The following is a 26,773-nucleotide window of genomic DNA, read 5'->3' on the forward strand; positions in this document are numbered from 1 at the left end:
CCCCTACGCCAACAACCCCCGCAACGGAAACACCGCCCGCCGAGCCGCCAACACCGCCTGGTCCAACCGATCCGCCGGATCGTACCCCGCCTCCCAGTCGGCCCACCCCACAGGCCACCGCCCGTCAGTCATCCGGGCCGGCCCCAACCGCCTAGTCCGGGCGAACACTTCCTGCCGCCACCCCTCGGGAATCATGGCCGAGGGCTCCACGGCCCGCCCCGCCGCGATCCCCACCAGATGAGTCCACGACCGCGGCACCACATCCACCACCGCGTACCCGCCCCCACCCAGCGCGACCCACCGCCCGTCGGCGTACTCGTGCGCCAGGTCATGACAGGCCACCTGCACGGCCCGCTGCGCATCAAGAGACACAGCCAGATGAGCCAGCGGATCCTCGAAATGCGTGTCGGCCCCGTGCTGCGTCACCAACACCTGCGGCCGGAAGTCGGCGATCACCTCCGGCACCACCGCGTGGAACGCCCGCAACCACCCCGCGTCCCCGGTCCCCGCCGGCAACGCGACATTCACCGCCGCCCCCTCCGCACTCTCCGCCCCCGTCTCCTCCGGCCACCCGGTCTGCGGAAACAACGTACGAGGATGCTCGTGCAGCGAGATCGTCAGAACCCGCGGATCCTCCCAGAACGCCGCCTGCACCCCGTCCCCGTGATGCACATCGACATCCACATAGGCGACCCGCTCGGCCCCCAGCTCCAGCAACCGCGCAATGGCCAGCGACGCGTCGTTGTAAATGCAGAACCCCGACGCACCCCCCGGCATCGCGTGATGCAACCCACCCGCGAAGTTCACCGCATGCAGCGCCTCCCCCCGCCACACGGCCTCCGCGGCCCCCACCGACTGCCCTGCGATCAGCGCCGACACCTCATGCATCCCGGCAAACGCCGGATCATCCATGGTCCCCAGCCCGTACGACCCGTCGGCCGCCCCCGGATCCAAGGAGGCCGCCTTCACCGCCTCGACGTAGTCCTCCCGGTGAACCAGCCGCAGCGTCGAATCCCCGGCCGGCTTGGCCGAAACTACGTCCATCTCCCGGTCGAGCCCGAAGGCCTGGACAAGCCTCCAGGTCAGGGCAAGCCGAACCGGATCCATCGGATGCTCCGGACCGAAGTCATAGCCCGTTACTGCCTCGTCCCACATCAGCTGTGCGCGGCCGCTCATGTCCGCCACCGTATCGGTCCGGTTGAGCGGCGAACGACCGGGCGTACACGAGCGTCACCAGCACCAACACCATCGGCACAAGCATGGCCCCGCGATAGCTCCAGGCATCCCCCAAGGCCCCCACCAACGGCGACCCGACCAGGAACCCGACGTAGTTGAAGACATTGAGCCGGGCAACCGCCGCATCGGACGCCCCCGGGAACAACCGCCCCGCCGCCGCGAAAGTCTGCGGCACCAGCACACACAACCCGAGCCCCAGCAACGTGAACCCCAGCATGCCGACCCACGCCCCGGGCGCCACCGCCACCACACCGAACCCGACGGCCGCCACCAACGCCCCCGCCCGCACGACAGCGACCGCCCCGAACCGCCGTACCCCGAGGTCCCCGATCGCCCGCCCGATCAGCGTGGTCACCATGTACACGTTGTACGGCACAGTCGCCAGCTGCTCACTGCTCCCCAGCACGTCCTGCAGATACTTCGCGCTCCAGTTGGAGACCGTCGAATCCCCGATGTACGCGAAACACATCACCAGACACAGCGGCAGCAGCAACGCGAAGGCGAGGGTCCCACCCTCGCCCTTCTCCTCCACGACATCGGCGTCCCCGCCCCCGTCGACATACCACCGACTCCCCACCAGAGCAGCCGGCAACAGCACCAGCACGACCGGCAGATACGACACCCACAACGCCAGATGCCAGTGCGCCCCCACCCAGGCGAGCGAGGCTCCCAGAATCCCGCCCAGGCTGTACACGGCATGGAAACTGAGCATGATGCTGCGCTTGTACGCCCGCTGCAGACTCACCCCGAGCATGTTCATCGAGGCGTCCAGCGCACCCACGGCGAGCCCGAAGGCGGCGAGCGAGACACCCAGCTCGACCATGGACTCCCCCGCCCCCACCCCGAGCAACGCCAGGAGCACCACAGGCTGGGACCACCGCAGCACCCGGCTGGGCGGTATTCGCTTCACCAACTGCTCCGTGGTCACGCTCCCGACCCCGGCGAGGATCGGCACGGCCGCGAGGAACGCGGGCAGCAGCGCGTCGGAGACCCCGTAACGGTCCTGGATGGCCGGAATCCGCGTCACGAGCAGAGCAAAGGCGACACCCTGCGCGAAGAAGCTGAACGCCAGCGAGGCCCTGCCGCGCCGCAGCACATCAGTCATGGCGGCGAGCGTAGGGCCCCGGCGTACTCGTGGGTAGGTCCAGCCAAAGATGAGTTTGTTTCATCTTTGCTTCGTCCGGCCCTCCCAGACCGAGCGTCAGACCAGCAGGTCAGCCAACTCCCCCATGTCAGAGAACAACTGGGTGGCTCCGACCAACCGCTCGGCAGGCGTCATGGCGGTGAACCCGTACACATCCATCCCGGCCGCGACAGCGGCCTGCACCCCCAGCGGACTGTCCTCGATCACGACACACCGCTCGGGCGCGACCCCCATCCGCCCGGCCGCGTACAGAAACAGATCCGGCGCCGGCTTCCCCCGCCCCACATCCTGCGAACTGAAGATCCGCCCCTCGTCGAACCACCGGTCCAGACCGGTCTTCCGATGCCCGACCCGAATCCGCTCATGACTCCCGGAAGAAGCGACACAGTACGGCACCCCGTCCGCAGCCAGCTTCTCCAGCACCCCCACGGCCCCGGCCACCGGCTCCAACTCCCGCTCGAAGGCCGCGAACACCCGCCCATGAAAGACGTCGTCGAAGCGCTCCGGCAACCGCTGCCCCGTCCGTTCCCGCACGAGGTCGTGGATCCGGTGCATCGCGGACCCCATGTAGTCACGGATGGAGTCCTCGTACGACGTCGGATGCCCGAGCTCGGTCAGATAGCCGGCCAGAAGCCGGTTGGAGATGGGCTCACTGTCGACGAGCACACCGTCGTTGTCGAAGATGACAAGGTCATAGCGCATGCCCCGACCCTAAACGACCCCGAAAAACAGAAAACCCCCGTGCCGATGGCACGGGGGTTTCCTCAACAATTGTTCGGCGGCGTCCTACTCTCCCACAGGGTCCCCCCTGCAGTACCATCGGCGCTGTAAGGCTTAGCTTCCGGGTTCGGAATGTAACCGGGCGTTTCCCTCACGCTATAACCACCGAAACACTATGAAACTGTTTCAGCCGCACCGTTGTCGTGGCCCGACAACGGGGCTGTTCGTGGTTTCAGAACCAACACAGTGGACGCGAGCAACTGAGGACAAGCCCTCGGCCTATTAGTACCGGTCACCTCCACCCATTACTGGGCTTCCAGATCCGGCCTATCAACCCAGTCGTCTACTGGGAGCCTTAACCCCTCAAAGGGGGTGGGAATACTCATCTCGAAGCAGGCTTCCCGCTTAGATGCTTTCAGCGGTTATCCCTCCCGAACGTAGCCAACCAGCCATGCCCTTGGCAGGACAACTGGCACACCAGAGGTTCGTCCGTCCCGGTCCTCTCGTACTAGGGACAGCCCTTCTCAATATTCCTGCGCGCGCAGCGGATAGGGACCGAACTGTCTCACGACGTTCTAAACCCAGCTCGCGTACCGCTTTAATGGGCGAACAGCCCAACCCTTGGGACCGACTCCAGCCCCAGGATGCGACGAGCCGACATCGAGGTGCCAAACCATCCCGTCGATATGGACTCTTGGGGAAGATCAGCCTGTTATCCCCGGGGTACCTTTTATCCGTTGAGCGACGGCGCTTCCACAAGCCACCGCCGGATCACTAGTCCCGACTTTCGTCCCTGCTCGACCCGTCGGTCTCACAGTCAAGCTCCCTTGTGCACTTACACTCAACACCTGATTGCCAACCAGGCTGAGGGAACCTTTGGGCGCCTCCGTTACTCTTTAGGAGGCAACCGCCCCAGTTAAACTACCCATCAGACACTGTCCCTGATCCGGATCACGGACCCAGGTTAGACATCCAGCACGACCAGACTGGTATTTCAACGACGACTCCACCTGAACTGGCGTCCAAGCTTCACAGTCTCCCAGCTATCCTACACAAGCCGAACCGAACACCAATATCAAACTGTAGTAAAGGTCCCGGGGTCTTTCCGTCCTGCTGCGCGAAACGAGCATCTTTACTCGTAGTGCAATTTCACCGGGCCTATGGTTGAGACAGTCGAGAAGTCGTTACGCCATTCGTGCAGGTCGGAACTTACCCGACAAGGAATTTCGCTACCTTAGGATGGTTATAGTTACCACCGCCGTTTACTGGCGCTTAAGTTCTCAGCTTCGCCACCCCGAAGAGTGACTAACCGGTCCCCTTAACGTTCCAGCACCGGGCAGGCGTCAGTCCGTATACATCGCCTTACGGCTTCGCACGGACCTGTGTTTTTAGTAAACAGTCGCTTCTCGCTGGTCTCTGCGGCCACCCCCAGCTCACCGTGTAAAACGGATCACCAGTGATGGCCCCCCTTCTCCCGAAGTTACGGGGGCATTTTGCCGAGTTCCTTAACCATAGTTCACCCGAACGCCTCGGTATTCTCTACCTGACCACCTGAGTCGGTTTAGGGTACGGGCCGCCATGAAACTCGCTAGAGGCTTTTCTCGACAGCATAGGATCATCCACTTCACCACAATCGGCTCGGCATCAGGTCTCAGCCTTGATGAGCAGCGGATTTACCTACCACTCGGCCTACACCCTTACCCCGGGACAACCACCGCCCGGGATGGACTACCTTCCTGCGTCACCCCATCACTCACCTACTACAAGTCTGGTCCGTCGGCTCCACCACTCCCCTTTGCCCGAAGGCTCCAGGGCGGCTTCACGGACTTAGCATCGCCTGATTCAATGTTTGACGCTTCACAGCGGGTACCGGAATATCAACCGGTTATCCATCGACTACGCCTGTCGGCCTCGCCTTAGGTCCCGACTTACCCTGGGCAGATCAGCTTGACCCAGGAACCCTTAGTCAATCGGCGCACACGTTTCTCACGTGTGTATCGCTACTCATGCCTGCATTCTCACTCGTGAACCGTCCACAACTCGCTTCCGCGGCTGCTTCACCCGGCACACGACGCTCCCCTACCCATCACAGCACCCGTTGGGGCTATTGCTGCAATGACACGACTTCGGCGGTACGCTTGAGCCCCGCTACATTGTCGGCGCGGAATCACTAGACCAGTGAGCTATTACGCACTCTTTCAAGGGTGGCTGCTTCTAAGCCAACCTCCTGGTTGTCTGTGCGACTCCACATCCTTTCCCACTTAGCGTACGCTTAGGGGCCTTAGTCGATGCTCTGGGCTGTTTCCCTCTCGACCATGGAGCTTATCCCCCACAGTCTCACTGCCGCGCTCTCACTTACCGGCATTCGGAGTTTGGCTAAGGTCAGTAACCCGGTAGGGCCCATCGCCTATCCAGTGCTCTACCTCCGGCAAGAAACACACGACGCTGCACCTAAATGCATTTCGGGGAGAACCAGCTATCACGGAGTTTGATTGGCCTTTCACCCCTAACCACAGGTCATCCCCCAGGTTTTCAACCCTGGTGGGTTCGGTCCTCCACGAAGTCTTACCTCCGCTTCAACCTGCCCATGGCTAGATCACTCCGCTTCGGGTCTTGAGCGTGCTACTGAAACGCCCTATTCGGACTCGCTTTCGCTACGGCTACCCCACCCGGGTTAACCTCGCAACACACCGCAAACTCGCAGGCTCATTCTTCAAAAGGCACGCAGTCACGACGCACCGAGTAAACTCGATGCGCGACGCTCCCACGGCTTGTAGGCACACGGTTTCAGGTACTATTTCACTCCGCTCCCGCGGTACTTTTCACCATTCCCTCACGGTACTATCCGCTATCGGTCACCAGGGAATATTTAGGCTTAGCGGGTGGTCCCGCCAGATTCACACGGGATTTCTCGGGCCCCGTGCTACTTGGGTGTCTCTCAAACGAGCCGCTGATGTTTCGACTACGGGGGTCTTACCCTCTACGCCGGACCTTTCGCATGTCCTTCGCCTACATCAACGGTTTCTGACTCGTCTCACGGCCGGCAGACCGTAAAAGAGAGATCCCACAACCCCGCATACGCAACCCCTGCCGGGTCTCACACGTATACGGTTTGGCCTCATCCGGTTTCGCTCGCCACTACTCCCGGAATCACGGTTGTTTTCTCTTCCTGCGGGTACTGAGATGTTTCACTTCCCCGCGTTCCCTCCACATACCCTATGTGTTCAGGTATGGGTGACAGCCCATGACGACTGCCGGGTTTCCCCATTCGGAAACCCCCGGATCAAAGCCTGGTTGACGACTCCCCGGGGACTATCGTGGCCTCCCACGTCCTTCATCGGTTCCTGGTGCCAAGGCATCCACCGTGCGCCCTTAAAAACTTGGCCACAGATGCTCGCGTCCACTGTGCAGTTCTCAAACAACGACCAGCCACCCGTCACACACCACTTCCGTGATGCTGCACCGGGGCCGGCAACTGAGGGGTTCATTCCCTCAGATACCCAACAGCGTGCCCGACACCCTTCCCGCTCCCCTCAACGTTCCACGCTCTTGCGAGCAGTACTGGAAGGAGAAGACGATCAAGTGTGCCGAGTAGTCAACGTTCCACCCTTGAGCAACCAGCACCGGACGTTCGCCGATGAACTGGCCTCTGGACAACCAGGCAAGCCCGGCTGCCAAGAAGTGCTCCTTAGAAAGGAGGTGATCCAGCCGCACCTTCCGGTACGGCTACCTTGTTACGACTTCGTCCCAATCGCCAGTCCCACCTTCGACAGCTCCCTCCCCACAAGGGGGTTGGGCCACCGGCTTCGGGTGTTACCGACTTTCGTGACGTGACGGGCGGTGTGTACAAGGCCCGGGAACGTATTCACCGCAGCAATGCTGATCTGCGATTACTAGCAACTCCGACTTCATGGGGTCGAGTTGCAGACCCCAATCCGAACTGAGACAGGCTTTTTGAGATTCGCTCCACCTCACGGTATCGCAGCTCATTGTACCTGCCATTGTAGCACGTGTGCAGCCCAAGACATAAGGGGCATGATGACTTGACGTCGTCCCCACCTTCCTCCGAGTTGACCCCGGCGGTCTCCTGTGAGTCCCCATCACCCCGAAGGGCATGCTGGCAACACAGAACAAGGGTTGCGCTCGTTGCGGGACTTAACCCAACATCTCACGACACGAGCTGACGACAGCCATGCACCACCTGTCACCCGGCCACAAGGGGGGCACCATCTCTGATGCTTTCCGGGCGATGTCAAGCCTTGGTAAGGTTCTTCGCGTTGCGTCGAATTAAGCCACATGCTCCGCTGCTTGTGCGGGCCCCCGTCAATTCCTTTGAGTTTTAGCCTTGCGGCCGTACTCCCCAGGCGGGGAACTTAATGCGTTAGCTGCGGCACCGACGACGTGGAATGTCGCCAACACCTAGTTCCCACCGTTTACGGCGTGGACTACCAGGGTATCTAATCCTGTTCGCTCCCCACGCTTTCGCTCCTCAGCGTCAGTAATGGCCCAGAGATCCGCCTTCGCCACCGGTGTTCCTCCTGATATCTGCGCATTTCACCGCTACACCAGGAATTCCGATCTCCCCTACCACACTCTAGCTAGCCCGTATCGAATGCAGACCCGGGGTTAAGCCCCGGGCTTTCACACCCGACGTGACAAGCCGCCTACGAGCTCTTTACGCCCAATAATTCCGGACAACGCTTGCGCCCTACGTATTACCGCGGCTGCTGGCACGTAGTTAGCCGGCGCTTCTTCTGCAGGTACCGTCACTTTCGCTTCTTCCCTGCTGAAAGAGGTTTACAACCCGAAGGCCGTCATCCCTCACGCGGCGTCGCTGCATCAGGCTTTCGCCCATTGTGCAATATTCCCCACTGCTGCCTCCCGTAGGAGTCTGGGCCGTGTCTCAGTCCCAGTGTGGCCGGTCGCCCTCTCAGGCCGGCTACCCGTCGTCGCCTTGGTGAGCCATTACCTCACCAACAAGCTGATAGGCCGCGGGCTCATCCTTCACCGCCGGAGCTTTCAACCCCCACCCAGGAGGGAGGGAGTGTTATCCGGTATTAGACCCCGTTTCCAGGGCTTGTCCCAGAGTGAAGGGCAGATTGCCCACGTGTTACTCACCCGTTCGCCACTAATCCCCACCGAAGTGGTTCATCGTTCGACTTGCATGTGTTAAGCACGCCGCCAGCGTTCGTCCTGAGCCAGGATCAAACTCTCCGTGAATGTTTACCGGTAATCCGGCCGACACCACGAGAGCGGAACAGCCAGGCGGAATAAGCCCGGCCGTTCACAGCGTCCTCGCTGTGTATTCTTCAAAGGAACCTCGCCACCGGAAGAATCCGATGGACGGGGTATCAACATATCTGGCGTTGACTTTTGGCACGCTGTTGAGTTCTCAAGGAACGGACGCTTCCTTTGTACTCACCCTCTCGGGCTTTCCTCCGGGCGCTTCCCTTCGGTCTTGCGTTTCCGACTCTACCAGATCTTCCCGATCCGATTTCCTCGGTGCTTTCCAGGTTCCCGCTCTCGCGTTTCCCTTTCCGGCGGTTCCGACTCTATCAGATCCTTTCGGGCCTGATTCCCAGTCAGAGGGCTTGTCATCCCGACCCTTGGGCCGTTCCGACGAGTGAGACTTTAGCGGATTCCCTGCTCCCGACGCTAATCGGGGGCTGCGTTCATTCGAACGCGGATTCCTCATTTCGCTAATACGCATGCCAATGGCGCGACGGCAGAACACTGTCGTCGAGTGTCGACTGGTACTTGCGGAATGGCTGCCCGGGGACCGACCGGAGTCGGCGCTCACGTCGGACAACTCGGAGAACAGTACGGAGCGGGTCGGGGTGTGTCAACTTCGGTCCGGACCGTGCCCTGGCGGCGTACTGTGAGCCGCATGACTACGCGTACGTGCACCCAGCTGTGGTGGGCCGCCTGACGGCGGCCGTGCTCACGTATGCACTCAACGGCCGCCGCCTCGGCGGCCGTTCTTGTTTCTCCCTCCGGAACTCCTGAGGGTCGGCCGGCCGGGACGGCGGCCTCGACCAGGAGGTGGAGTAGAGATGACACGGGTCTTCAGCGGGGTCAAGCCGACCGGGCACCTGACGTTGGGGAACTATCTGGGCGCCATGCGGCGGTGGGCCGACGTCGATCAGCACCAGGCCGAAGCGCTGTTCTGCATCGTCGATCTGCACGCGCTGACCGTGGACCACGATCCGGCGCGGGTGCGTCGGCTGAGTCGGCAGGCGGCGACGTTGTTGCTGGCGACGGGGCTGGATCCGGACCTGTGCACCGTGTTCGTGCAGAGTCACGTGGATGAGCACGCGCGGCTGTCGTATCTGCTGGAGTGCGTGGCCACGGACGGTGAGATGCGGCGGATGATCCAGTACAAGGAGAAGGCCGGGCGGGAGCAGGCGCGGGGCGGGAGTGTGCGGCTGTCCCTGCTGACGTATCCCGTGCTGATGGCGGCGGACATCCTTGCGTACGGGGCCGACGAGGTGCCGGTCGGGGACGATCAGGTTCAGCATGTGGAGCTGACGCGGGACCTGGCGGTGCGGTTCAACCAGCGGTACGGGCTCACCTTCGTGGTGCCTCGGGCGACGCGTCCGGCGGTGGCTGCTCGGGTGATGAATCTGCAGGAGCCGCTGTCGAAGATGGGGAAGAGCGACGACACCGGGCCGGGGATCGTCTATCTGCTGGACGAGCCGGACGCCGTACGGAAGAAGGTCCTGCGGGCCGTGACCGACAGTGGGCGGGAGGTCGTGTACGACCGGGAGGCGCGGCCGGGGGTGGCCAATCTGCTGGAGATCCTCGCGGCCTGTACGGGTGGGAACCCATCGGACCTGAGCGGTGTATATGAGTCGTACGGCGCCTTGAAGAAGGACACCGCGGAGGCGGTGGTCGAGGTCCTCAGGCCCGTGCAGGAGAGGCACAAGGAGTTGTGCGCGGATCCTGGCTTTGTGGAGGGGGTGCTGCGGGATGGGGCGGAGCGGGCTCGGGCGATGGCGCGGCCGACTGTCGATGCCGCATATCGGGCGATCGGGCTGTTGCCGGCGGGCACGGCTGTTGCGGAGACCGTGACGGGCGGGGCCGGCGTGCGGTGAGGGCCCGGGTGCGGTGAGGGGTGGCGTGCGGCCCCTGGTCGGGGGCCGTACGGCGTCAGCTGTTGCCGGAGGCCAGTTCGCGGCTGCGGTCGCGGGCGGCCTCGAGGGCGGCGATGAGGGCAGCTCGTACGCCGTGGTTCTCGAGTTCGCGGATGGCGCTGATGGTCGTGCCCGCGGGGGAGGTGACGTTCTCGCGGAGCTTGACCGGATGTTCGCCGCTGTCGCGGAGCATGGTGGCGGCGCCGATCGCGGACTGGACGATCAGGTCGTGGGCCTTGTCGCGGGGCAGGCCGAGGAGGATGCCGGCGTCCGTCATGGCTTCGACGAGGTAGAAGAAGTAGGCCGGGCCGGAGCCGGAGAGGGCGGTGCAGGCGTCCTGCTGGGACTCGGGGACGCGGAGCGTCTTGCCGACGGCGCCGAAGATCTCCTCGGTGTGGGCGAGGTGGTCGGCGGTGGCGTGGGTGCCGGCGGAGATGACGGACATGGCCTCGTCGACGAGGGCGGGGGTGTTCGTCATGACGCGGACGACCGGGGTGCCTTTGGCGAGGCGCTCCTCGAAGAAGGAGGTGGGGATTCCGGCGGCGCCGCTGATGACGAGGCGGTCGGCGGGGACGTGTGGGGCGAGCTCGTCGAGGAGGGTGCCCATGTCCTGCGGTTTGACCGTGAGGATCAGGGTGTCGGCGGTCTTGGCGGCTTCCGGGTTGGTGACCGGGGTGACTCCGTAGCGGGTGCGGAGTTCTTCGGCTCGCTCGGGGCGGCGGGCGGTGACCAGGAGGTCGGCCGGGGCCCAGCCGGCGCGGATCATTCCGCTGAGCAGGGCTTCGCCGATCTTGCCGGTGCCGAGGACTGCGACTTTCTGGGTCATGGCTGGGGTGCCCTCCGGGGGGTGCGTCGTCCAGGCTCATCCTCGCATCGGGTTCGTCGGTCTGGCTCGGGTGTCCGGTGGGCGGGACGTCGGGTGTTGGGGTGCCGTGGGGGTTTCTCGCCCCGCCGCCCCTACCCGTCCCATCCCCAGGGGCTTCGCCCCTTCGACCCCGCTGGGGCTGCGCCCCCAGACCCCCGTCGGCCCCGAACGGGCCTCGTCCTCAAACGCCGGACGGACTGAACTGAGGGGTGCGGGCGGCGCTGGAAGGGGTCATGCCGTCCGGCGTCGTAGTGTCGCCGCGCCCAGGCCCAGGACCAGGAGTGCGCAGCCCGCGACGATCAGTGCGTCGCGTACGAAGGCGGCTGTCATGTCCGTGTGGTGGAGGACCTCCTTCATGCCGTCGACCGCGTAGGACATGGGGAGGACGTCGGAGATGGCCTCCAGGGCTGGGTGCATGTTGTCGCGAGGGGTGAAGAGGCCGCAGAGGAGGAGTTGGGGGGAGATCACCGCCGGCATGAACTGGACGGCCTGGAACTCGGAGGCGGCGAAGGCCGAGACGAAGAGGCCGAGGGCGGTGCCGAGGAGGGCGTCGAGGAGGGCCACCAGGAGGAGGAGCCAGGGGCTGCCGGTGACGTCCAGGTCGAGGAACCAGAGGGCCAGGCCGGTCGCGAGGGCGGACTGGATGATCGCGAGGGTGCCGAAGGCGAGGGCGTAGCCGGCGATGAGGTCGCCTTTGCCGAGGGGCATGGCGAGGAGGCGTTCGAGGGTGCCGGAGGTGCGTTCGCGCAAGGTGGCGATGGAGGTGACCAGGAACATCGTGATCAGCGGGAAGATCCCGAGGAGGGAGGCGCCGATGCTGTCGAAGGTGCGCGGGCTGCCGTCGAAGACGTAGCGCAGCAGGAACAGCATCACGCAGGGTATGAGGATCATCATCGCGATCGAGCGCGGGTCGTGGCGGAGCTGGCGCAGGACCCGGGCCGCGGTGGCGAGGGTGCGGGAGGCGTTCAGGGCGCTGGTGGGCGCCGGGGTGGTCGGGGGCGCGGTGCTGGTCGTCGTGCTCATCGGTTCGTCTCCTTCCGGCGGCCGGCTGCGGCGGCCTCGTCGACGAGGTGGAGGAAGGCGGCCTCGACCGTCTCGGAGTGCGTCCGGGTGCGGAGGGCGTCCGGGGTGTCGTCGGCGAGGATCTCGCCCTCGCGCATCAGGAGGAGGCGGTGGCAGCGCTCGGCCTCGTCCATGACGTGGGAGGAGATCAGCAGCGTCGCTTCTCGCTGTGCGGCGATGTCGTGGAAGAGGTTCCACAGGTCGCGGCGCAGGACGGGGTCGAGGCCGACGGTGGGCTCGTCGAGGACCAGGAGTTCGGGGGCGCCGAGGAGGGCGACCGCGAGGGAGACGCGGCTGCGTTGGCCGCCGGAGAGGTTGCCGGCGAGGGCGTCGGCGTGGGTGGTGAGGTCGACGTCGGCGATCGCGCGGGTGACGTCCTCGTGGCGTCGGTCGGCGGAGGCGCGGCCGGGGGCAAGGATCGCGGCGAAGTAGTCGAGGTTCTGGCGGACGGTCAGGTCGTCGTAGACGGAGGGGGCTTGGGTGACGTAGCCGATGCGGGTGCGGAGGGTGGGGTGGCCGGCGGGGCTGCCGAGGACGTCGAGGGTGCCGGTGACCTTGGCCTGGGTGCCGACGATCGTGCGCATGAGGGTGGACTTGCCGCAACCCGAAGGGCCGAGCAGGCCGGTGATCTGGCCGCGCGGGACGGTGAAGTCGAGGCCGCGCAGGACGGTGCGCGGGCCGCGGACGACGGTGAGGTTTTCGGCGTGTACGGCAGTGCCGGCGTCCCCGGGGGCCGTTCCTCCGCCGGCTGGGTCGAGATTTATAATCATCACACGATGAATATTGCTCTCGTCGACGGACGCCGTCAAGCGGCGTGAGTCGGGTGGTACAGGCGCGCGGCGGAGTGATCAGAGGCGGGTGATCCGATCCGTGCGCCCCTGGGTGCTCCGGATGACCACGGGAACCGGGTGCGCAATCAACTCGCCCTCCCGAGAATTGATTTCAGTGCGAGGTCATATGCCGAGCACGTGCGTCAGCCAGCGGAGGTGCGGTTGCGATGCGCCGTGGCGTAGGCAAGGCCGATCTGTTCGCGTCCCTCGTTGTGTTTCTCGTGGCCTTGCCTCTGTGCGTGGGAATCGCCATCGCCTCCGGAGTACCCGCCGAACTGGGGCTGGTCACCGGGATCGTCGGCGGACTGGTCGCGGGGGCGTTGCCCGGCAGCAGTCTGCAGGTCAGCGGGCCGGCGGCGGGGTTGACCGTGCTCGTGTACGAGGCCGTGCAGAGGTATGGCGTCGAGGTGCTCGGAGTGCTGGTGCTCGGGGCCGGGCTGGTGCAGCTCGGTCTGGGGGTGCTGCGGCTCGGGCGGTGGTTGCGGGCCGTGTCGGCGGCCGTCGTGCTGGGGATGCTCGCCGGGACCGGGCTCGTGCTGGTGGCCGCTCAGGTGTATGCGCTGGGTGACGCGGCGGTGCCGGCGAGCGGGCTCGGGAAGCTCGCCGGGCTGGTGTCGCTGCCGGGGCGAATGAATCCGGTGGCGTTGTCAGTGGGGGCTGCCACCATTGCCGTATTGCTCCTGTGGCCTCGCTGGCGGCAGGGGGCGCGGGTGGTGCCTGCGCCGCTGGTGGCGGTGGCGTCGGCGGCCTTGGTGACCGGGGTGTTCGACCTGGATGTGCGGCGGGTCGAGGTGCGGGGGCTGGTCGATGCGGTGCGGGTGCCGGAGGGGGCGGATTTCGGGCGGCTGATGGAAGTGGGGGTGATCGGGACCGTCGTCGCGTTCGCTTTGATCGCGTCCGCGGAGTCGTTGTTCGGCGCGGCTGCCGTGGACCGGCTGCATTCGGGGGCGCGGACGGACTACGACCGGGAGTTGATCGCGCAGGGCGCGGGGAACGCCGTGTGCGGAGTGCTGGGGGCGCTGCCGATGACCGCGGTGATCGTGCGAAGCGCGGCGAACGTGCGGGCGGGGGCGCGTACGAAGGCCTCGCGGGTGCTGCACGGCGTGTGGCTGCTGGTGTTCACTGCGCTGCTGCCCGGCGCGCTGGGGATGATTCCGGTGGCGGCGCTGGCCGGGCTGCTGGTGTACGCCGGATGCAGGCTCGTGCCGGTGCGGGAGGTGCGGGCGCTGTGGCGCGGGCATCCCGGGGAGGTGGCCGTGCTGGGGGTGACGGTGGTGGCGATCGTGGCCGGGAGTCTGGTCGAGGGGGTGCTGGTGGGGCTGGCGGTGGCAGTGGCGAAGACCGCGTGGGACATCAGCCAGGTGCAGGTGGAGACCGAGGAGCGGGGGGAGGCGGGGATCGTCGTACGGGTGCTCGGTCATGCGACGTTCCTGCGGTTGCCGAAGCTGCTCGACGCGTTGGAGGCGTTGCCGCGGGATCGGGAGGTGCGGCTGGAGCTGGGCGGGCTGCGGCACATGGATCATGCGTGCGCGGCGGCTCTGGAGGGGTGGGCCGCCGGGCGGGGGGAGGGGTTGGTGGTGAGCAGGAAGAGAGTGTCGTAGGCCTGGCTGGAGTCTGGAGTCTGGGGTCTGCGGTCTGAGGTCTGAGGTCTGGAGTCTGAGGTCTGGAGTCTGAGGTCTGGAGTCTGAGGTCTGGAGTCTGAGGTCTGGAGTCTGAGGTCTGGAGTCTGAGGTCTGGAGTCTGAGGTCTGGAGTCTGAGGTCTGGAGTCTGAGGTCTGGAGTCTGAGGTCTGGAGTCTGAGGTCTGGAGTCTGAGGTCTGGAGTCTGAGGTCTGGAGTCTGAGGTCTGGGGTCTGAGGTCTGGGGTCCGAGGTCTGGGGTCTGAGGTCTGTGATGCGGGGTGGTCAGGCGGGAGTGGTGGCCACCAGCAGGATCACGTCGTAGACCTCCTCGACGATGCCGTCCGGGAAGGCCCTCGTCAGGTGGTCCCGCTCCTCGGCGAGGAAGGCTGCGGCTGCCTCCTCGCCCTGGACCAGGAAGATCGAGTGGCTGCCGATGTTGGCGAGGTGGGTGTCGATGGGAACGCGGCGGCTCCAGCGGACCTGACGGCGGACGAAGTCGAGGCGGCCGGTGGGATCGGCGACCCGGGCGTTGACGCTTTGCTTCTCGGCCTGGACGTTCACGTCGAAGTACCGGGCGATGCGGTCGGCGGCCTCGGCGATCCACGACACGTCGAGGGCCTCGGTGTTCCACCACAGGGCGAGCGCGCCGCCCGGGCGCAGGACGCGGAGGGCCTCCGGGACGGCCTGGGCGGGGTCGGTCCAGTGCCAGGACTGGGCGTAGGTGAGGAAGTCGGCGGAGGACGTGGTCAGGGGGAGGGTGTTGCCGTCGCCCCGGATGATCGGGATGTCGGGGTGGGCTCGGCGGAACTGGGCCGCCATGCCGTCGCCGGGTTCCACGGCGACCACGTCGGCGCCGCGCGCGTGCAGGAGGGCGGTCGCGATGCCGGTGCCGGCGCCGATGTCCGCGACGCCGGCGCCGGTGAGGGGGTGGCCGGCCAGGTCCTCGATGGCGTCGAAGAGGGCGGGCGGGTAGGAGGGGCGGTTGGCGGCGTACTGGGCTGCGGCTGCGTTGAAGGACTGCGCGCGGGTGGCGTGGGAGGAGGCCGTCATAGGGCCATCGTGACCGGGGTCGGGGCTCAGTGCGGTGAGTTTTTGGTGAGAGGGGGCGCAGGCCTATGCGCGGCGGCGCATCTTCGACGGGTTGCGGGTGCGGCGGGTCGTGCGCTTCTCGTGCCGGTCGAGGGCCGCCTCGTACTCCTCGCGGTGGAGTTTCTCGCCGGGGGCCTCGGTGAGGGAGCGGAAGAAGTAGGCGAGGAGGGAGCCGACGAAACCGATGGCCAGGAGGCCCCTGAGGGAGGCCTGGCGGTCGGGGTCGGGGCGCTGGGTGAAGCCGTCCCAGGTGTGGCGGAAGGCGAGGGCGCTGCAGATGGCGAACATCGCGACGACGAGGACGGTCACGAAGCTGCCGGTGTCGGCGATCTGGAGGCCCTCGTAGGCGAAGCGGAGGACCAGGCAGGAGGCGATCGCGGCGGCCAGGGAGCCGATGGAGGCGGCGATGCGGCGGAGGGCGTAGCCGTTGTCGTGGGTGACCCAGGTGGTGCCGAAGAGGCGGAGGGGGTCGGGGTGGGGGGTGCCTGGGGAGCCCGCGGGGGTTTCCTGGATGCCGGTTTCGTCGCTCACACGATGATTATGGCTCCGGGCCGGTCGCGGGCTCCTTCGAGGCTCAGGAGCAGCGCGGTTTGATGTGGCCGTCGCTGCCCGTGTTCACGTACGCGTCCGAGACGTACTCGCCGTTGTCGATGTTGTCCCAGCTGTTCGACGTGCCGTACGGACCGGTGACCGTGGTGCCCGGTGACTGGCAGAAGATCGGGACCTGGGCGCCCTCGGCCAGGATGCGGACGATGGTGTAGTTGGTGCCCGGGCCGCTGCGAACGTTGAGGCGCACGCCCGGGGCGACCGGGTAGTGGCGCAGGGCCGACTCGGCGGCGGCCGCGCCCACCATGAGGAGGGCTCCGGTGAAGCCCGCGATCACGGTAGATCTACGTTTCAGGGATGTCGTGGGTGTCCCCCGCGTAGTGGTGGTGGGATCAGGCGCAGCGAGAGGCCACGTAGCCGTCGCTGCCCGTCTTCACATAGGCGTCCGAGACGTACTGACCGCTGTCGATGTTGTCCCAGATCTTTGATGTGCCGTACGGGCCCGTGACCGTCTGGCCCGGCGTCTGGCACCAGATCGGGACGTAGGCGCCCTCGGGGAGGACGCGGACGATGCCGTACGTCGTGCCCGGGCCGCTTCGGACGTTGAGGCGCACGCCCGGGGCGACCTGGTAGTAGCGAACGGCCGCGGTCGCGGCTGCCGTGGTCACGGCCTCCGCCTCGTCTCCGCTCTCGACCTCTTCGACACGCTCAACAGACATGGAAAGCCTCCCCCGTTGAATCCCATGACTGCCATGGGACCCGTTGATTCCCCTAAAACACGCCACGCACACCTGTGCGATCGCGGAACACGCAGGCTAGCAAGCCCCCTCTGTCTCGCACGAGTCATCGACTAGGCTCCGTGCGTCGCGCGCGCGAACGAAGAGCACGGGGGTGGTCGCATGGCGCCACAGCGCAACACTGGGGCGGGCGCGGAAGCGGAACTTCCCGAGTACGCCGGTCACTACCGTCTGGAGTCGTGCCTGGGCTCCGGGGGCATGGGCGTCGTGCACCTCGCTCGGAGCACCTCGGGGATGAAGCTCGCGGTGAAGGTCGTACATGCCGAGTTCGCCAAGGACCCCGAGTTCAGGGGGCGGTTCCGGCAGGAGGTGGCGGCCGCGCGGAAGGTCAGCGGTGCGTTCACCGCGTCCGTCGTCGACGCCGACTCGGAGGCCGAACGGCCCTGGATGGCCACCCTGTTCATCCCCGGGCCGACCCTGTCCGAACACGTGAAGCGGAACGGGGCCATGAGCCCTGCCGAGTTGCGCCGCCTGATGGCCGGGCTGGCCGAGGCGTTGCGAGACATCCATCGGGTCGGCGTGGTGCACCGGGATCTCAAGCCGAGCAACGTGCTGCTCGCCGAGGACGGGCCCAAGGTCATCGACTTCGGCATTTCTCGGCCAAAGGACAGTGAACTGCGGACCGAGACCGGGAAGTTGATCGGAACGCCGCCGTTCATGGCGCCCGAGCAGTTCCGGCGGCCGCGGGAGGTCGGGCCCGCTGCCGACGTCTTCGCGCTGGGATCCGTGATGGTGCACGCGGCCACGGGGCGGGGTCCGTTCGACTCCGACAGTCCGTATGTCGTCGCCTATCAGGTCGTGCATGACGAGCCGGACCTGACCGGCGTACCGGAGAATCTCGCGCCGCTGGTGCTGCGGTGTCTGGCCAAGGAGCCCGAGGACCGGCCCACGCCGGACGAGTTGATGCGGGAACTGCGGTCGGTGGCGGCCTCGTACGACACGCAGGTGTTCATACCGGCGCAGCGGTCGACTGATGTGGCAGAGCCGGAACCCGTCGTCGAGGCGGCCGGACGAAGGTCCAAGAGACGTCTGGGCAAGCGGGTGGCCCTCGCGGCCGGGGCGCTCAGCCTGCTGGCGGGCGGCGTGTTCGCTTCCGTCCAGTTGGCGGACTCGCCCTCCCCCGAGGCGAAGAGCTCCAGCTCCCCGAGCACGGCGGCGGCGTTCCGCGCATGGCAGGCAAAGCCAGGCCCGGACGGCGCCGGTACGCCCCAATGCTCGTACGGGGCAGGGAAGTTGTTCTGCACGCAGTCGGAGCTGGTCTTCGCTCTCGCGCCGTCCGACGGCACTCTGCTGTGGCGGCGCTCCATCAGTGAGGTGGGCAGCAGCGCGCCGCCGGTGTTCTCGGGCGGGCTCGTGCTGATCTCGACGGACGAGGGCCGCCGCGTGCAGGCGCTCGATCCCGCCACCGGCCGGGCACGCTGGCAGCGGAGCACACCCGCGCAGACCGGTACGCCGTGTGTCGGCGGCACGCTCCTGCTCACCGCCGCCGACGGGACGGTCACCGGTGTGGACAGCGCGACGGGCGACGCCAAGTGGAACCGGCGGATACCGGGCCAGAGCGCGCCGGCCTTCGTCTCGTTCACGGGGGATCCGCTGGCGTACGCGTGGAGCACGTCCGACGGGTCGACTACGAGGGTCACGGCGGTGGATCCGGCGACGGGTGTCGTGCGGTGGGACGCGCGACTGCGAGGCAGTCTGCAGCCCGTCGGCACCGTCGGCGGATCCGTGTATCTCCTCTCCGCCGCCGGCGCGTACGGGGACACGGCAGCAGTGGTCCGCTACGACCCCGGGTCCAGGACTGCGGTACGGGTCACGCTGCCCGTTCCGCGCCAGGGCGTTCACGCCGGCGTGCGGGGGAATGTCGTCCATCTCCTGGCCTCCGGGGGTTCCCTGGAAGCCGTCGACACGAAGACGCGCAAGCGACTGTGGCACCTCGAAACGTCCGTGAGCCGCGGTTCCGTGCCGGTCGCCGACGACAAGCACGTGTACGTCAGCGCTCCCGACGGACGGCTGCTCGCGGTCGACGCCGACAGCGGGAGGCTCGTGGGGCAGACGCCGCCGAGGCTCGGTACGAACTCGGATCGAGTTGCGGGGACACTGCCGACGCCCGTACTCGCCCACCACCACATCTACGCAACCGCCCCCGACGGCACCGTCTTCGCCGTCCCCGCGAAGAACCCGTCCGCCTGGTAGAGGCACGACAGACCGCCGGGTAGAGACACGGCAGAGGCACGGCAAAGGCACGGCGCAAAAAGGGGCCGCCCCCGAAGAGACGGCCCCAGAAGACGAACCTCAGCCCAGCATGCTCACGTCCCGCACCGCGCCCTTGTCCGCGCTCGTGGCCATCGCCGCGTACGCCCGCAGCGCGGCCGAGACCTTGCGCTCGCGGTTCTTCGGGGCGTAGACGCCGTTCAGGGCCTGCTCGCGGCGGGCCAGTTCGGTGTCGTCGACGAGGAGTTCGATCGTGCGGTTCGGGATGTCGATGCGGATGCGGTCGCCGTTCTCGACGAGGGCGATCGTGCCGCCGGACGCCGCCTCCGGGGAGGCGTGGCCGATGGACAGGCCCGAGGTGCCGCCGGAGAAGCGGCCGTCGGTGATCAGGGCGCAGGTCTTACCGAGGCCGCGGCCCTTGAGGTAGGACGTCGGGTAGAGCATCTCCTGCATGCCGGGGCCGCCCTTGGGGCCCTCGTAGCGGATGACGACGACGTCGCCGTCCGTGACCTGCTTGGTGAGGATCTTCTCGACGGCCTCTTCCTGCGACTCGCAGACGACCGCGGGGCCCTCGAACGTCCAGATCGACTCGTCGACACCGGCCGTCTTCACCACGCAGCCGTCGACGGCGAGGTTGCCCCTGAGGACCGCCAGGCCGCCGTCCTTCGAGTACGCGTGCTCGGCGCTCCGGATGCAGCCGCCCTCGGCGTCCTCGTCCAGGGCCTCCCAGCGCTCCGACTGGGAGAAGGCCTCGGCGGAACGGACGCAGCCGGGGGCCGCGTGCCACAGTTCCAGGGCCTCGGGGGACGGGGAGCCGCCTCGGACGTCCCACGTCTTCAGCCAGTCCGCCAGGGAGTGGCTGTGGACCGAGTGGACGTCCTCGTTCAGCAGGCCCGCGCGGTGCAGTTCGCCGAGGAGGGCCGGGATGCCGCCGGCGCGGTGCACGTCCTCCATGTAGTACGTGCGGTCCTTGGCGACGTTCGGCGCGACCTTGGCGAGGCAGGGCACGCGGCGCGAGACCTCGTTGATCTCCTCCAGGCCGAAGGGGACGCCCGCCTCCTGGGCTGCCGCCAGCAGGTGCAGGATCGTGTTGGTCGAGCCGCCCATGGCGATGTCCAGGGCCATCGCGTTCTCGAAGGCCGCGATGGTGGCGATGTTGCGGGGCAGGACCGTCTCGTCGTCCTGCTCGTAGTAGCGCCGGGTGATGTCCATGACCGTGCGTGCGGCATCGACGTAGAGCTGCTTGCGGGCCGTGTGCGTGGCCAGGACCGAGCCGTTGCCGGGGAGGGAGAGGCCGATGGCCTCGGTGAGGCAGTTCATCGAGTTGGCCGTGAACATGCCGGAACAGCTGCCGCAGGTCGGGCAGGCGTTCTCCTCGATACGGAGGATGTCCTCGTCCGAGATCTTGTCGTTGGCGGCCTCGGACATCGCGTCGACCAGGTCGAGCGTGCGGACCGTGCCGTCGACCAGCGTGGCGCGGCCGGATTCCATCGGGCCGCCGGAGACGAAGACCGTGGGGATGTTCAGCCGCAGGGCCGCGTTCAGCATGCCCGGGGTGATCTTGTCGCAGTTGGAGATGCAGACGATGGCGTCGGCGCAGTGCGCCTCGACCATGTACTCCACGCTGTCCGCGATCAGGTCGCGGGAGGGCAGGGAGTACAGCATTCCTCCGTGGCCCATCGCGATGCCGTCGTCCACCGCGATGGTGTTGAACTCGCGCGGGATGCCGCCGGCCTCGATGATCGCCTCGCTGACGATCCGGCCGACCGGCTGCAGGTGGGTGTGGCCGGGGACGAACTCCGTGAAGCTGTTCGCGACCGCGATGATCGGCTTGCGGCCGATGTCCGCACCGGGTACACCGGAGGCGCGCATAAGGGCGCGGGCGCCCGCCATGTTGCGTCCGTGGGTGACTGTGCGGGACCTCAGCTCGGGCATCGTCGCTCGCTCCTTCAGGGACTGCAGAGACTGCGATCAGAGACTTCTGACTGCTAACGAGCGTACGCCGGTCATCCAGGGGGCGGACAGGTTGTCCGGAATGCGGGACGCGCGTCTCACAGCCGCTCGCAGCCACTCACGGCCGCCCTCGGCCGCTACGGACTCGTCAGATGCCCCTGCACCACCGGCGCCACCCGCGCGATGATCGCCTCCACCTCCGCCGACGCCAGCGGCTCCACCTTGATCACGTACCGGAGCATGGCGATGCCGACCAGTTGCGCCGCCGCCAGCTCGGCGCGCAGTTCCGCGTCCGGGGCGTCGAGCTCGCCCGCGATGCGGAGCAGCAGCTGCACGGAGACCAGGCGGCGGAAGACGGCGGCCGCTGTGTCGTTGGTCACCGCCGAACGGACGATCGCGAGCAGCGGCGTCCGGGTCACCGGGTTCTCCCAGAGACCGAAGAACATGCGGGTCAGACGCTCGCCGACGGTGTCCGCCGGGCCGGCGAGGGCCACGTCACGCCCGGTGAGGGCGGGGGCCAGGGCGACCTCGATGGCCGCCTCGAAGACCTTTTCCTTGGTGCCGAAGTAGTGGTGGACCAAGGCCGAGTCGACGCCGGCCGCCTTGGCGATGCCGCGCACGGACGTCTGCTCGTAGCCCCGCTCGGAGAACTCCTCGCGGGCCACGGTCAGGATGCGGTCGCGGGTCTCGGCCGATTCCGTACGACGGCGGCGGCCCCGCCTGCGGGCGGTGACGTCGGTCACGGGCGGGTCACCTTCACCGCCGAGGCCAGATGCAGGCGCGTGAAGGCCAGCGCCTCGGCGAGGTCGGCCTCCCGTTCGGCGCCGGACATCGCGCGCCGGGTGTTGACCTCGATGACGACATGGCCGTCGAAGCCGGTCAGGGCGAGACGTTCCAGCACCTCGGCGCAGGGCTGGGTGCCGCGGCCGGGGACGAGGTGCTCGTCCTTGGCCGAACCCCTGCCGTCGGCGAGGTGGACATGGCCGAGCCGGTCGGCCATGCGGTCGATCATCTGGATGGCGTCGGAACGGGCCGTGGCCGCGTGACTGAGATCGATCGTGAAGTGACGGTAGTCCTCCTTCGTCACGTCCCAGTCGGGCGCGTAGGCGAGCATCTCGCGGTCGCGGTAGCGCCAGGGGTACATGTTCTCGACGGCGAACCGTACGTCCGTCTCGTTCGCCATGCGCCAGATCCCGCTGACGAAGTCGCGGGCGTACTGGCGCTGCCAGCGGAAGGGCGGGTGGACGACGACCGTGCTCGCGCCGAGCTTCTCGGCGGCCGCCTGGGCGCGCTGGAGCTTGGTCCAGGGGTCGGTGGACCACACGCGCTGCGTGATGAGCAGGCAGGGGGCGTGCACCGCGAGGATGGGGATGCGGTGGTAGTCGCTGAGTCTGCGCAGCGCCTCGATGTCCTGACTGACGGGGTCGGTCCACACCATGACCTCGACGCCGTCGTACCCGAGGCGCGCGGCGATCTCGAAGGCGGTCGCAGTCGACTCCGGATAGACGGAGGCCGTGGACAGGGCGACCTTCGCATCCGGGATGCGTACGACTGGCTCTGCCATGGGGGACAGATTACGGGGTGCGGTCGGGTGGATGTGGGGTGCCTATTCGCCGTTGTGGGGTTCGCCACGGGCGAGCGCGGGTTCGTCGTGGCTTGTCGCCGCCCCTGCGGCGGAGCCGCACACCGGTACAGCCGCGCGCCTCCTCGGGGCGCTACACCGACCCCATGTGATCCAGCCGACGCAGGATGACACCCTCCCGCAACGCCCACGGGCAGATCTCCGCGCTCTCCACGCCGAACAGGTCCATCGCCCCCTCGGCCACCAACGCACCCGCGAGCAGCTGGTTCGCGCGGCCCTCGGAGACTCCGGGAAGGTCGGCCCGCTCGGCGGTCGTCATGCCGGCGAGCCGCGGAACCCAGGCCTCCAGGGACTCGCGCTTCAGCTCGCGCTGGACGTACAGGCCCTCCGCGGAGCGGGCCGCGCCGGCCAGACGGGCCAGTTGCTTGAAGGTCTTGGACGTGGCGACGACGTGGTCGGGCGCGCCGAGGCGGGTGAACTCGCCGACCGTGCGGGCGATCTGGGCGCGGACGTGGCGGCGCAGGGCCCTTATCGCCTCCGGGTCCGGGGGGTCGCCGGGGAGCCAGCCCGCGGTGAGGCGGCCCGCGCCGAGCGGCAGGGAGACCGCGGCGTCGGGCTCCTCGTCCATGCCGTACGCGATCTCCAGGGAGCCGCCGCCGATGTCGAGGACGAGGAGCTTGCCCGCGGACCAGCCGAACCAGCGGCGGGCGGCGAGGAAGGTCAGCCGGGCCTCCTCGGCTCCGGTCAGGACCTGGAGGTCCACGCCGGTTTCGGCCTGCACGCGCGCGAGGACGTCATCGGCGTTGCTGGCCTCGCGGACGGCGGAGGTCGCGAACGGCAGCACGTCCTCGACGCCCTTGTCCTCGGCGGCCTGGAGCGCCTCGCGGACGACTCCGATGAGTTTCTCGACCCCCTCGGGGCCGATCGCACCGTCCTCGTCGAGCAGTTCGGCAAGGCGCAGCTCCGCCTTGTGCGAGTGCGCGGGCAGGGGGTGCGCACCCGGGTGCGCGTCCACCACCAGCAGATGCACCGTGTTCGATCCCACGTCGAGGACACCGAGTCTCATGGGCGGAACGCTACTGCCAGCGGAACCGGACGCGGCCCCCGGAGCTGTCCACGAGGTTGTCCTCGGGGTTGTCCCTGGTCCGGCCTCGGGCGACTTACCCTGGACGCGTGCCAAAGACGAAAAAGGCGAAGAGCGACAAGACGGCCAAAACAGCCAAGGGTTCTTCGCAGGCGAAAGCACCGAAGAAGTCGAAGCAGGCCCCGGCAGGCGACGAGAAGGGGCTCGACTTCGCGCGGGCATGGGTGGAATTCCCGGATCCGGCGGACGACGAGCAGGTCTTCCGCTGCGATCTGACATGGCTGACCTCTCGGTGGAACTGCATCTTCGGCAGTGGCTGCCAGGGCATCCAGGCGGGCCGCGCGGACGACGGGTGCTGCACCCTCGGCGCCCACTTCTCCGACGAGGACGACGAGAAGCGGGTCGCCGGGCATGTGGCCAGACTCACGCCGGAGATCTGGCAGTACCACGACGAGGGCACGCGCAACGGCTGGGTCTCCGAGGACGAGGACGGCGACCGCCAGACCCGCCCCCACCAGGGCTCCTGCATCTTCCAGAACCGGCCCGGGTTCGCGGGCGGCGCGGGCTGCTCGCTGCACATCCTCGCCCTGAAGGAGGGCCGCGAGCCGCTGGAGACCAAGCCGGACGTCTGCTGGCAGCTGCCGGTGCGACGGACGTACGACTGGATCGACCGGCCCGACGACACGCGCGTGCTCCAGGTGTCGATCGGTGAGTACGACCGCCGGGGCTGGGGTCCGGGCGGCCACGACCTGCACTGGTGGTGCACGTCGGCGACCTCGGCGCACGGCGCGGGCGACCCGGTGTACGTCTCCTACCGGCCGGAGCTGGTCGAGCTGATGGGCAAGGCGGGCTACGACCGCCTGGTCGAGCTGTGCGAGGAGCGGCTGGCCTCGCAGCTGCCGTTGCTGGCACCGCATCCCGCGGATCCGGTCGGCCGGCCGGAGCGCGGTCTGTAGGGCCTACGACGTGGACGGGCTCGGGTCGCCGCCGCCGGTGGGCGGTGGCGTCGAGTCCCCGGGGTCGGACGAGGCGGGGTCGGTGGGTGTGGTCTCCGGGTCGGGCGACGAGGGCGGATCGCTCGGGGCGGAGTCGGAGGGTGCCGGGGTCGTCGGGTCCGGATCGGGGTCGGGGTCGGACGGGTGCGGGTCGCTGGGGTGGCCGGGGCCAGGCCCGGGGTGGTGGCCATGGCCCGGGTCCGGATCGGGGTCGGAGGGACTGGGCGCGGTGCCGTAGCCGTCGATGGAGACGACGGCGCCTGCTGGTGAGACGGCCACGCGCGCGTTCCAGTAGCCGGACGGCTCGCGCAGATGGTCGACGTACACCTTGATCGTCAACGATTCGCCCGGCGCGAGCGTTCCGGACGGCCGGCTGAGGTAGAGCCAGGAGGCGCTCGTGGTCGCGGACCAGCGCACCGGCGTGGAGCCGGTCGCGGTGAGGGTGATCAGAGTGGTGTCGCCGCTGTTGTCGGCGGCCACGTCCAGGTGCCCGGCGCCCTTCTTGCCGGCGCCGGCGACGCTGATGACCGCCACGGACACGTCGGGCTTGTCGCCCTTGCTGAAGCGGCCTCCGGGGTGCGTGCTGGCGTTGCCGGCGTTCTCGTAGCCGCCGGTCGCCGAATCGCCGTCGAGGAGGCCGGGGCCGTGCTCCTCACTGGCGCTGGCGGCGGTGCCGCCCGGGCCCTCGCCGGGCGGGGCGCCGCGGTAGGCGGCCCAGAGCGCCAGCACGGGGGCGGCGACGACGGTGGCGACGACGGTCGTCGTGACGGCACGCGCGCGTAGGCGGTCCCTTCGGGCGGCCCGGTCCTTGGGGTCCATCGGGAAGCCGCGCCGGTCGAAGCGGGGCGCGGCGGTGCCCCGCGCGCGCGGGAGGTGCGTCAGGGCCACGTGCAGGGCTGCGCGGGGCGCCTCCAGGACGGGCAGCTCGGCGGGGGTGACGGCGGCGCCGGGCCAGCGTCCGGGGACCGCGCGCTCGGCCGTACGGCGGCAGCGCGGACAGTCGTCGACGTGCCGGACGAGTTCGCGGCGCACGGCGGCGCTGAGCACCAGCTGGTTGTCGCCGGTGAGCCGGGCCACCCCCGGGCAGCCGCCGGTCTCGACGACGGCCAGGGCCGCGCGGGTGCGTTCGACCTCGCAGGCGGCGGAGGCGAGCAGTTCGCGGGCTGTGGTCAGGTCCATGCCGAGGACGGCGGCGACCTCGTGGGCGGCGAGATGGTGGCGCACGGCGAGTTCGAGCGCCTCGCGCTGCTCCGGGGTGGTGCCGGCGGCCTCCGGCCAGGCGAGCAGGGCCAGTTCGCGCCGGCGCTGCTGCTGGGTCTCCTCGGAGACCGGCGGGCCGGCGGACGGGCGGCGCTCGGCACCCTGGCGGCCCGCCGCGTGCGTGACCTGACGTTTCTGCTTGGCCTCGGTCAGCTTGCGCAGGCACGCCCAGCGGGCCAGCGCGTACAGCCAGGCCCTGCGGTCGCCGGCCACGTCCGGGCCGCGGCGCCTCTCGGCGAGCGCGAGGACGTCACCCAGGGCGGCGGTCGCGGTGTCGTGGTCGCACAGCACGGACAGGCAGTAGGTGAACAGGCCGTCGAGGTAGGGCTCGTAGCGCGCGGGCGGGCGCTGCGCCAGCGTGCGCGCCGCCGCGCGGTCGCGCCCCTCCCGGTGCGCCCGGTGTGCGCCGGTGGTGCGGGTCGAGGTCTCCGGACTGCTGCTCATCACCCGTGGACCGTAGGCGGCGGGAGTTGGACGCTTCGGCCCCCTTGAGCACATTTAATCCGTACGGGTGAAACGATCCCTCAATAGGGGACAGGAACGGATCATTCCGTGGCTCGTTCCCGATGAGGGTGGCTGGTTCCAGCGGGTACGCGGCGAGGTGCGGAGCCGGGCGTCCGGCCCGCCTGCGACGGTCGCCGCCGG

Annotated in this window: 19 protein-coding genes and 3 rRNA genes; 4 read left to right on the plus strand and 18 right to left on the minus strand. The window is 67.9% G+C overall.

Annotation, left to right across the window (positions count from 1 at the left end; translation table 11 throughout):
• Positions 1 to 3: 3 nt before the first annotated feature.
• From OG252_RS23030 to OG252_RS23055, 6 genes are all read right to left on the minus strand, one after another.
• Complete coding sequence (locus OG252_RS23030; RefSeq protein WP_329338339.1) at positions 4 to 1,176, minus strand: acetoin utilization protein AcuC; 1,173 nt, start codon at positions 1,174 to 1,176, stop codon at positions 4 to 6.
• Complete coding sequence (locus tag OG252_RS23035) at positions 1,127 to 2,341, minus strand: MFS transporter (RefSeq protein WP_266435658.1); 1,215 nt, start codon at positions 2,339 to 2,341, stop codon at positions 1,127 to 1,129. The genes OG252_RS23030 and OG252_RS23035 overlap by 50 nt, the downstream gene beginning before the upstream one ends.
• Positions 2,342 to 2,437: 96 nt before the next feature.
• A complete protein-coding gene (locus tag OG252_RS23040; protein ID WP_329338342.1) occupies positions 2,438 to 3,082 on the minus strand; it encodes an HAD family hydrolase in 645 nt (214 codons plus the stop codon).
• A 71-nt stretch (positions 3,083 to 3,153) separates the two neighbouring features.
• Positions 3,154 to 3,270, minus strand: a 5S ribosomal RNA gene (rrf, locus tag OG252_RS23045).
• Between the two features lie 92 nt (positions 3,271 to 3,362).
• Positions 3,363 to 6,486, minus strand: a 23S ribosomal RNA gene (locus OG252_RS23050).
• A gap of 306 nt (positions 6,487 to 6,792) precedes the next feature.
• Positions 6,793 to 8,320 (minus strand): 16S ribosomal RNA (locus tag OG252_RS23055).
• The 16S, 23S and 5S rRNA genes sit together here, the layout of an rRNA operon.
• An 833-nt stretch (positions 8,321 to 9,153) precedes the next feature.
• Between OG252_RS23055 and trpS the strand changes: the two genes are divergently transcribed.
• On the plus strand, positions 9,154 to 10,194 hold the full coding sequence (trpS, locus tag OG252_RS23060) for a tryptophan--tRNA ligase (protein ID WP_329338345.1): 1,041 nt from the start codon (positions 9,154 to 9,156) through the stop codon (positions 10,192 to 10,194).
• Positions 10,195 to 10,249: 55 nt separating this feature from the next.
• On the opposite strand, the gene proC is transcribed toward trpS, so the two are convergent.
• The 3 genes from proC to OG252_RS23075 all read right to left on the minus strand — a co-directional run bounded on the left by proC (position 10,250) and on the right by OG252_RS23075 (position 12,930).
• A complete protein-coding gene (gene proC, locus OG252_RS23065; protein ID WP_266435665.1) occupies positions 10,250 to 11,059 on the minus strand; it encodes a pyrroline-5-carboxylate reductase in 810 nt (269 codons plus the stop codon).
• Positions 11,060 to 11,329: 270 nt separating this feature from the next.
• Positions 11,330 to 12,121: an ABC transporter permease gene (locus OG252_RS23070; protein ID WP_329338348.1), complete on the minus strand. Its 792-nt coding sequence runs from the start codon at positions 12,119 to 12,121 to the stop codon at positions 11,330 to 11,332.
• Positions 12,118 to 12,930 carry an ABC transporter ATP-binding protein gene (locus tag OG252_RS23075; protein WP_329345181.1) on the minus strand — a complete coding sequence of 271 codons (813 nt, stop codon included), beginning with the start codon at positions 12,928 to 12,930 and terminating at the stop codon, positions 12,118 to 12,120. Before OG252_RS23075 ends, OG252_RS23070 begins: the two co-directional genes overlap by 4 nt.
• Before the next feature lie 227 nt (positions 12,931 to 13,157).
• Here OG252_RS23075 and OG252_RS23080 point away from each other — a divergent pair, with 227 nt between their 5' ends.
• On the plus strand, positions 13,158 to 14,591 hold the full coding sequence (locus OG252_RS23080; protein ID WP_329338350.1) for a SulP family inorganic anion transporter: 1,434 nt from the start codon (positions 13,158 to 13,160) through the stop codon (positions 14,589 to 14,591).
• Positions 14,592 to 14,893: 302 nt separating this feature from the next.
• Here the strand turns inward: OG252_RS23080 and OG252_RS23085 are convergent, their stop codons facing one another.
• The 4 genes from OG252_RS23085 to OG252_RS23100 all read right to left on the minus strand — a co-directional run bounded on the left by OG252_RS23085 (position 14,894) and on the right by OG252_RS23100 (position 16,965).
• A complete protein-coding gene (locus OG252_RS23085; protein WP_266435675.1) occupies positions 14,894 to 15,661 on the minus strand; it encodes a class I SAM-dependent methyltransferase in 768 nt (255 codons plus the stop codon).
• 63 nt (positions 15,662 to 15,724) lie between these two features.
• Entirely contained in the window at positions 15,725 to 16,231 is a 507-nt protein-coding gene (locus tag OG252_RS23090; RefSeq protein ID WP_329338353.1) for an EamA/RhaT family transporter, read from the minus strand.
• Between the two features lie 43 nt (positions 16,232 to 16,274).
• A complete protein-coding gene (locus OG252_RS23095; protein WP_329345182.1) occupies positions 16,275 to 16,553 on the minus strand; it encodes an SH3 domain-containing protein in 279 nt (92 codons plus the stop codon).
• 85 nt (positions 16,554 to 16,638) lie between these two features.
• A complete protein-coding gene (locus OG252_RS23100) occupies positions 16,639 to 16,965 on the minus strand; it encodes an SH3 domain-containing protein (RefSeq protein ID WP_266435679.1) in 327 nt (108 codons plus the stop codon).
• Positions 16,966 to 17,145: 180 nt separating this feature from the next.
• Between OG252_RS23100 and OG252_RS23105 the strand changes: the two genes are divergently transcribed.
• Positions 17,146 to 19,236 (plus strand): serine/threonine-protein kinase, encoded by a 2,091-nt coding sequence (locus tag OG252_RS23105; protein ID WP_329338355.1) that lies wholly within the window; start codon positions 17,146 to 17,148, stop codon positions 19,234 to 19,236.
• Between the two features lie 99 nt (positions 19,237 to 19,335).
• Here the strand turns inward: OG252_RS23105 and ilvD are convergent, their stop codons facing one another.
• From ilvD to OG252_RS23125, 4 genes are all read right to left on the minus strand, one after another.
• Positions 19,336 to 21,189, minus strand: coding sequence for a dihydroxy-acid dehydratase (gene ilvD / locus OG252_RS23110; RefSeq protein WP_329338357.1), 1,854 nt, complete (start codon positions 21,187 to 21,189; stop codon positions 19,336 to 19,338).
• A 155-nt stretch (positions 21,190 to 21,344) separates the two neighbouring features.
• A complete protein-coding gene (locus OG252_RS23115; protein ID WP_329338359.1) occupies positions 21,345 to 21,950 on the minus strand; it encodes a TetR/AcrR family transcriptional regulator in 606 nt (201 codons plus the stop codon).
• The gene (locus OG252_RS23120; RefSeq protein WP_266435691.1) at positions 21,947 to 22,771 is read right to left on the minus strand and encodes a sugar phosphate isomerase/epimerase family protein; all 825 of its coding nucleotides are present in this window, start codon (positions 22,769 to 22,771) and stop codon (positions 21,947 to 21,949) included. The genes OG252_RS23115 and OG252_RS23120 overlap by 4 nt, the downstream gene beginning before the upstream one ends.
• Positions 22,772 to 22,922: 151 nt before the next feature.
• Positions 22,923 to 23,855: a Ppx/GppA phosphatase family protein gene (locus OG252_RS23125; protein WP_266435693.1), complete on the minus strand. Its 933-nt coding sequence runs from the start codon at positions 23,853 to 23,855 to the stop codon at positions 22,923 to 22,925.
• 107 nt (positions 23,856 to 23,962) lie between these two features.
• Between OG252_RS23125 and OG252_RS23130 the strand changes: the two genes are divergently transcribed.
• Positions 23,963 to 24,829, plus strand: a complete 867-nt coding sequence (locus OG252_RS23130; RefSeq protein WP_329338362.1) for a hypothetical protein — start codon at positions 23,963 to 23,965, stop codon at positions 24,827 to 24,829.
• Between the two features lie 3 nt (positions 24,830 to 24,832).
• Here OG252_RS23130 and OG252_RS23135 read toward each other — a convergent pair whose 3' ends face one another.
• Positions 24,833 to 26,575, minus strand: coding sequence for a BACON domain-containing protein (locus OG252_RS23135; RefSeq protein WP_329338364.1), 1,743 nt, complete (start codon positions 26,573 to 26,575; stop codon positions 24,833 to 24,835).
• Positions 26,576 to 26,773 lie beyond the last annotated feature (198 nt).

This window comes from Streptomyces sp. NBC_01352, from assembly GCF_036237295.1.
Taxonomy (GTDB): Bacteria; Actinomycetota; Actinomycetes; order Streptomycetales; family Streptomycetaceae; genus Streptomyces; species Streptomyces plumbiresistens.

What these genes read in the sequence shown, in the direction of transcription:
- proC (WP_266435665.1), bottom strand. Translation starts at nt 11,059, where the DNA reads ATGACCCAGAAAGTCGCAGTCCTCGGCACCGGCAAGATCGGCGAAGCC.
- OG252_RS23030 (WP_329338339.1), bottom strand. Translation starts at nt 1,176, where the DNA reads ATGAGCGGCCGCGCACAGCTGATGTGGGACGAGGCAGTAACGGGCTAT.
- OG252_RS23070 (WP_329338348.1), bottom strand. Translation starts at nt 12,121, where the DNA reads ATGAGCACGACGACCAGCACCGCGCCCCCGACCACCCCGGCGCCCACC.
- OG252_RS23120 (WP_266435691.1), bottom strand. Translation starts at nt 22,771, where the DNA reads ATGGCAGAGCCAGTCGTACGCATCCCGGATGCGAAGGTCGCCCTGTCC.
- OG252_RS23100 (WP_266435679.1), bottom strand. Translation starts at nt 16,965, where the DNA reads ATGTCTGTTGAGCGTGTCGAAGAGGTCGAGAGCGGAGACGAGGCGGAG.
- OG252_RS23125 (WP_266435693.1), bottom strand. Translation starts at nt 23,855, where the DNA reads ATGAGACTCGGTGTCCTCGACGTGGGATCGAACACGGTGCATCTGCTG.
- OG252_RS23095 (WP_329345182.1), bottom strand. Translation starts at nt 16,553, where the DNA reads ATGGTGGGCGCGGCCGCCGCCGAGTCGGCCCTGCGCCACTACCCGGTC.
- OG252_RS23105 (WP_329338355.1), top strand. Translation starts at nt 17,146, where the DNA reads ATGGCGCCACAGCGCAACACTGGGGCGGGCGCGGAAGCGGAACTTCCC.
- trpS (WP_329338345.1), top strand. Translation starts at nt 9,154, where the DNA reads ATGACACGGGTCTTCAGCGGGGTCAAGCCGACCGGGCACCTGACGTTG.
- OG252_RS23035 (WP_266435658.1), bottom strand. Translation starts at nt 2,341, where the DNA reads ATGACTGATGTGCTGCGGCGCGGCAGGGCCTCGCTGGCGTTCAGCTTC.
- OG252_RS23080 (WP_329338350.1), top strand. Translation starts at nt 13,158, where the DNA reads ATGCGCCGTGGCGTAGGCAAGGCCGATCTGTTCGCGTCCCTCGTTGTG.
- OG252_RS23085 (WP_266435675.1), bottom strand. Translation starts at nt 15,661, where the DNA reads ATGACGGCCTCCTCCCACGCCACCCGCGCGCAGTCCTTCAACGCAGCC.
- OG252_RS23075 (WP_329345181.1), bottom strand. Translation starts at nt 12,930, where the DNA reads ATGATTATAAATCTCGACCCAGCCGGCGGAGGAACGGCCCCCGGGGAC.
- ilvD (WP_329338357.1), bottom strand. Translation starts at nt 21,189, where the DNA reads ATGCCCGAGCTGAGGTCCCGCACAGTCACCCACGGACGCAACATGGCG.
- OG252_RS23040 (WP_329338342.1), bottom strand. Translation starts at nt 3,082, where the DNA reads ATGCGCTATGACCTTGTCATCTTCGACAACGACGGTGTGCTCGTCGAC.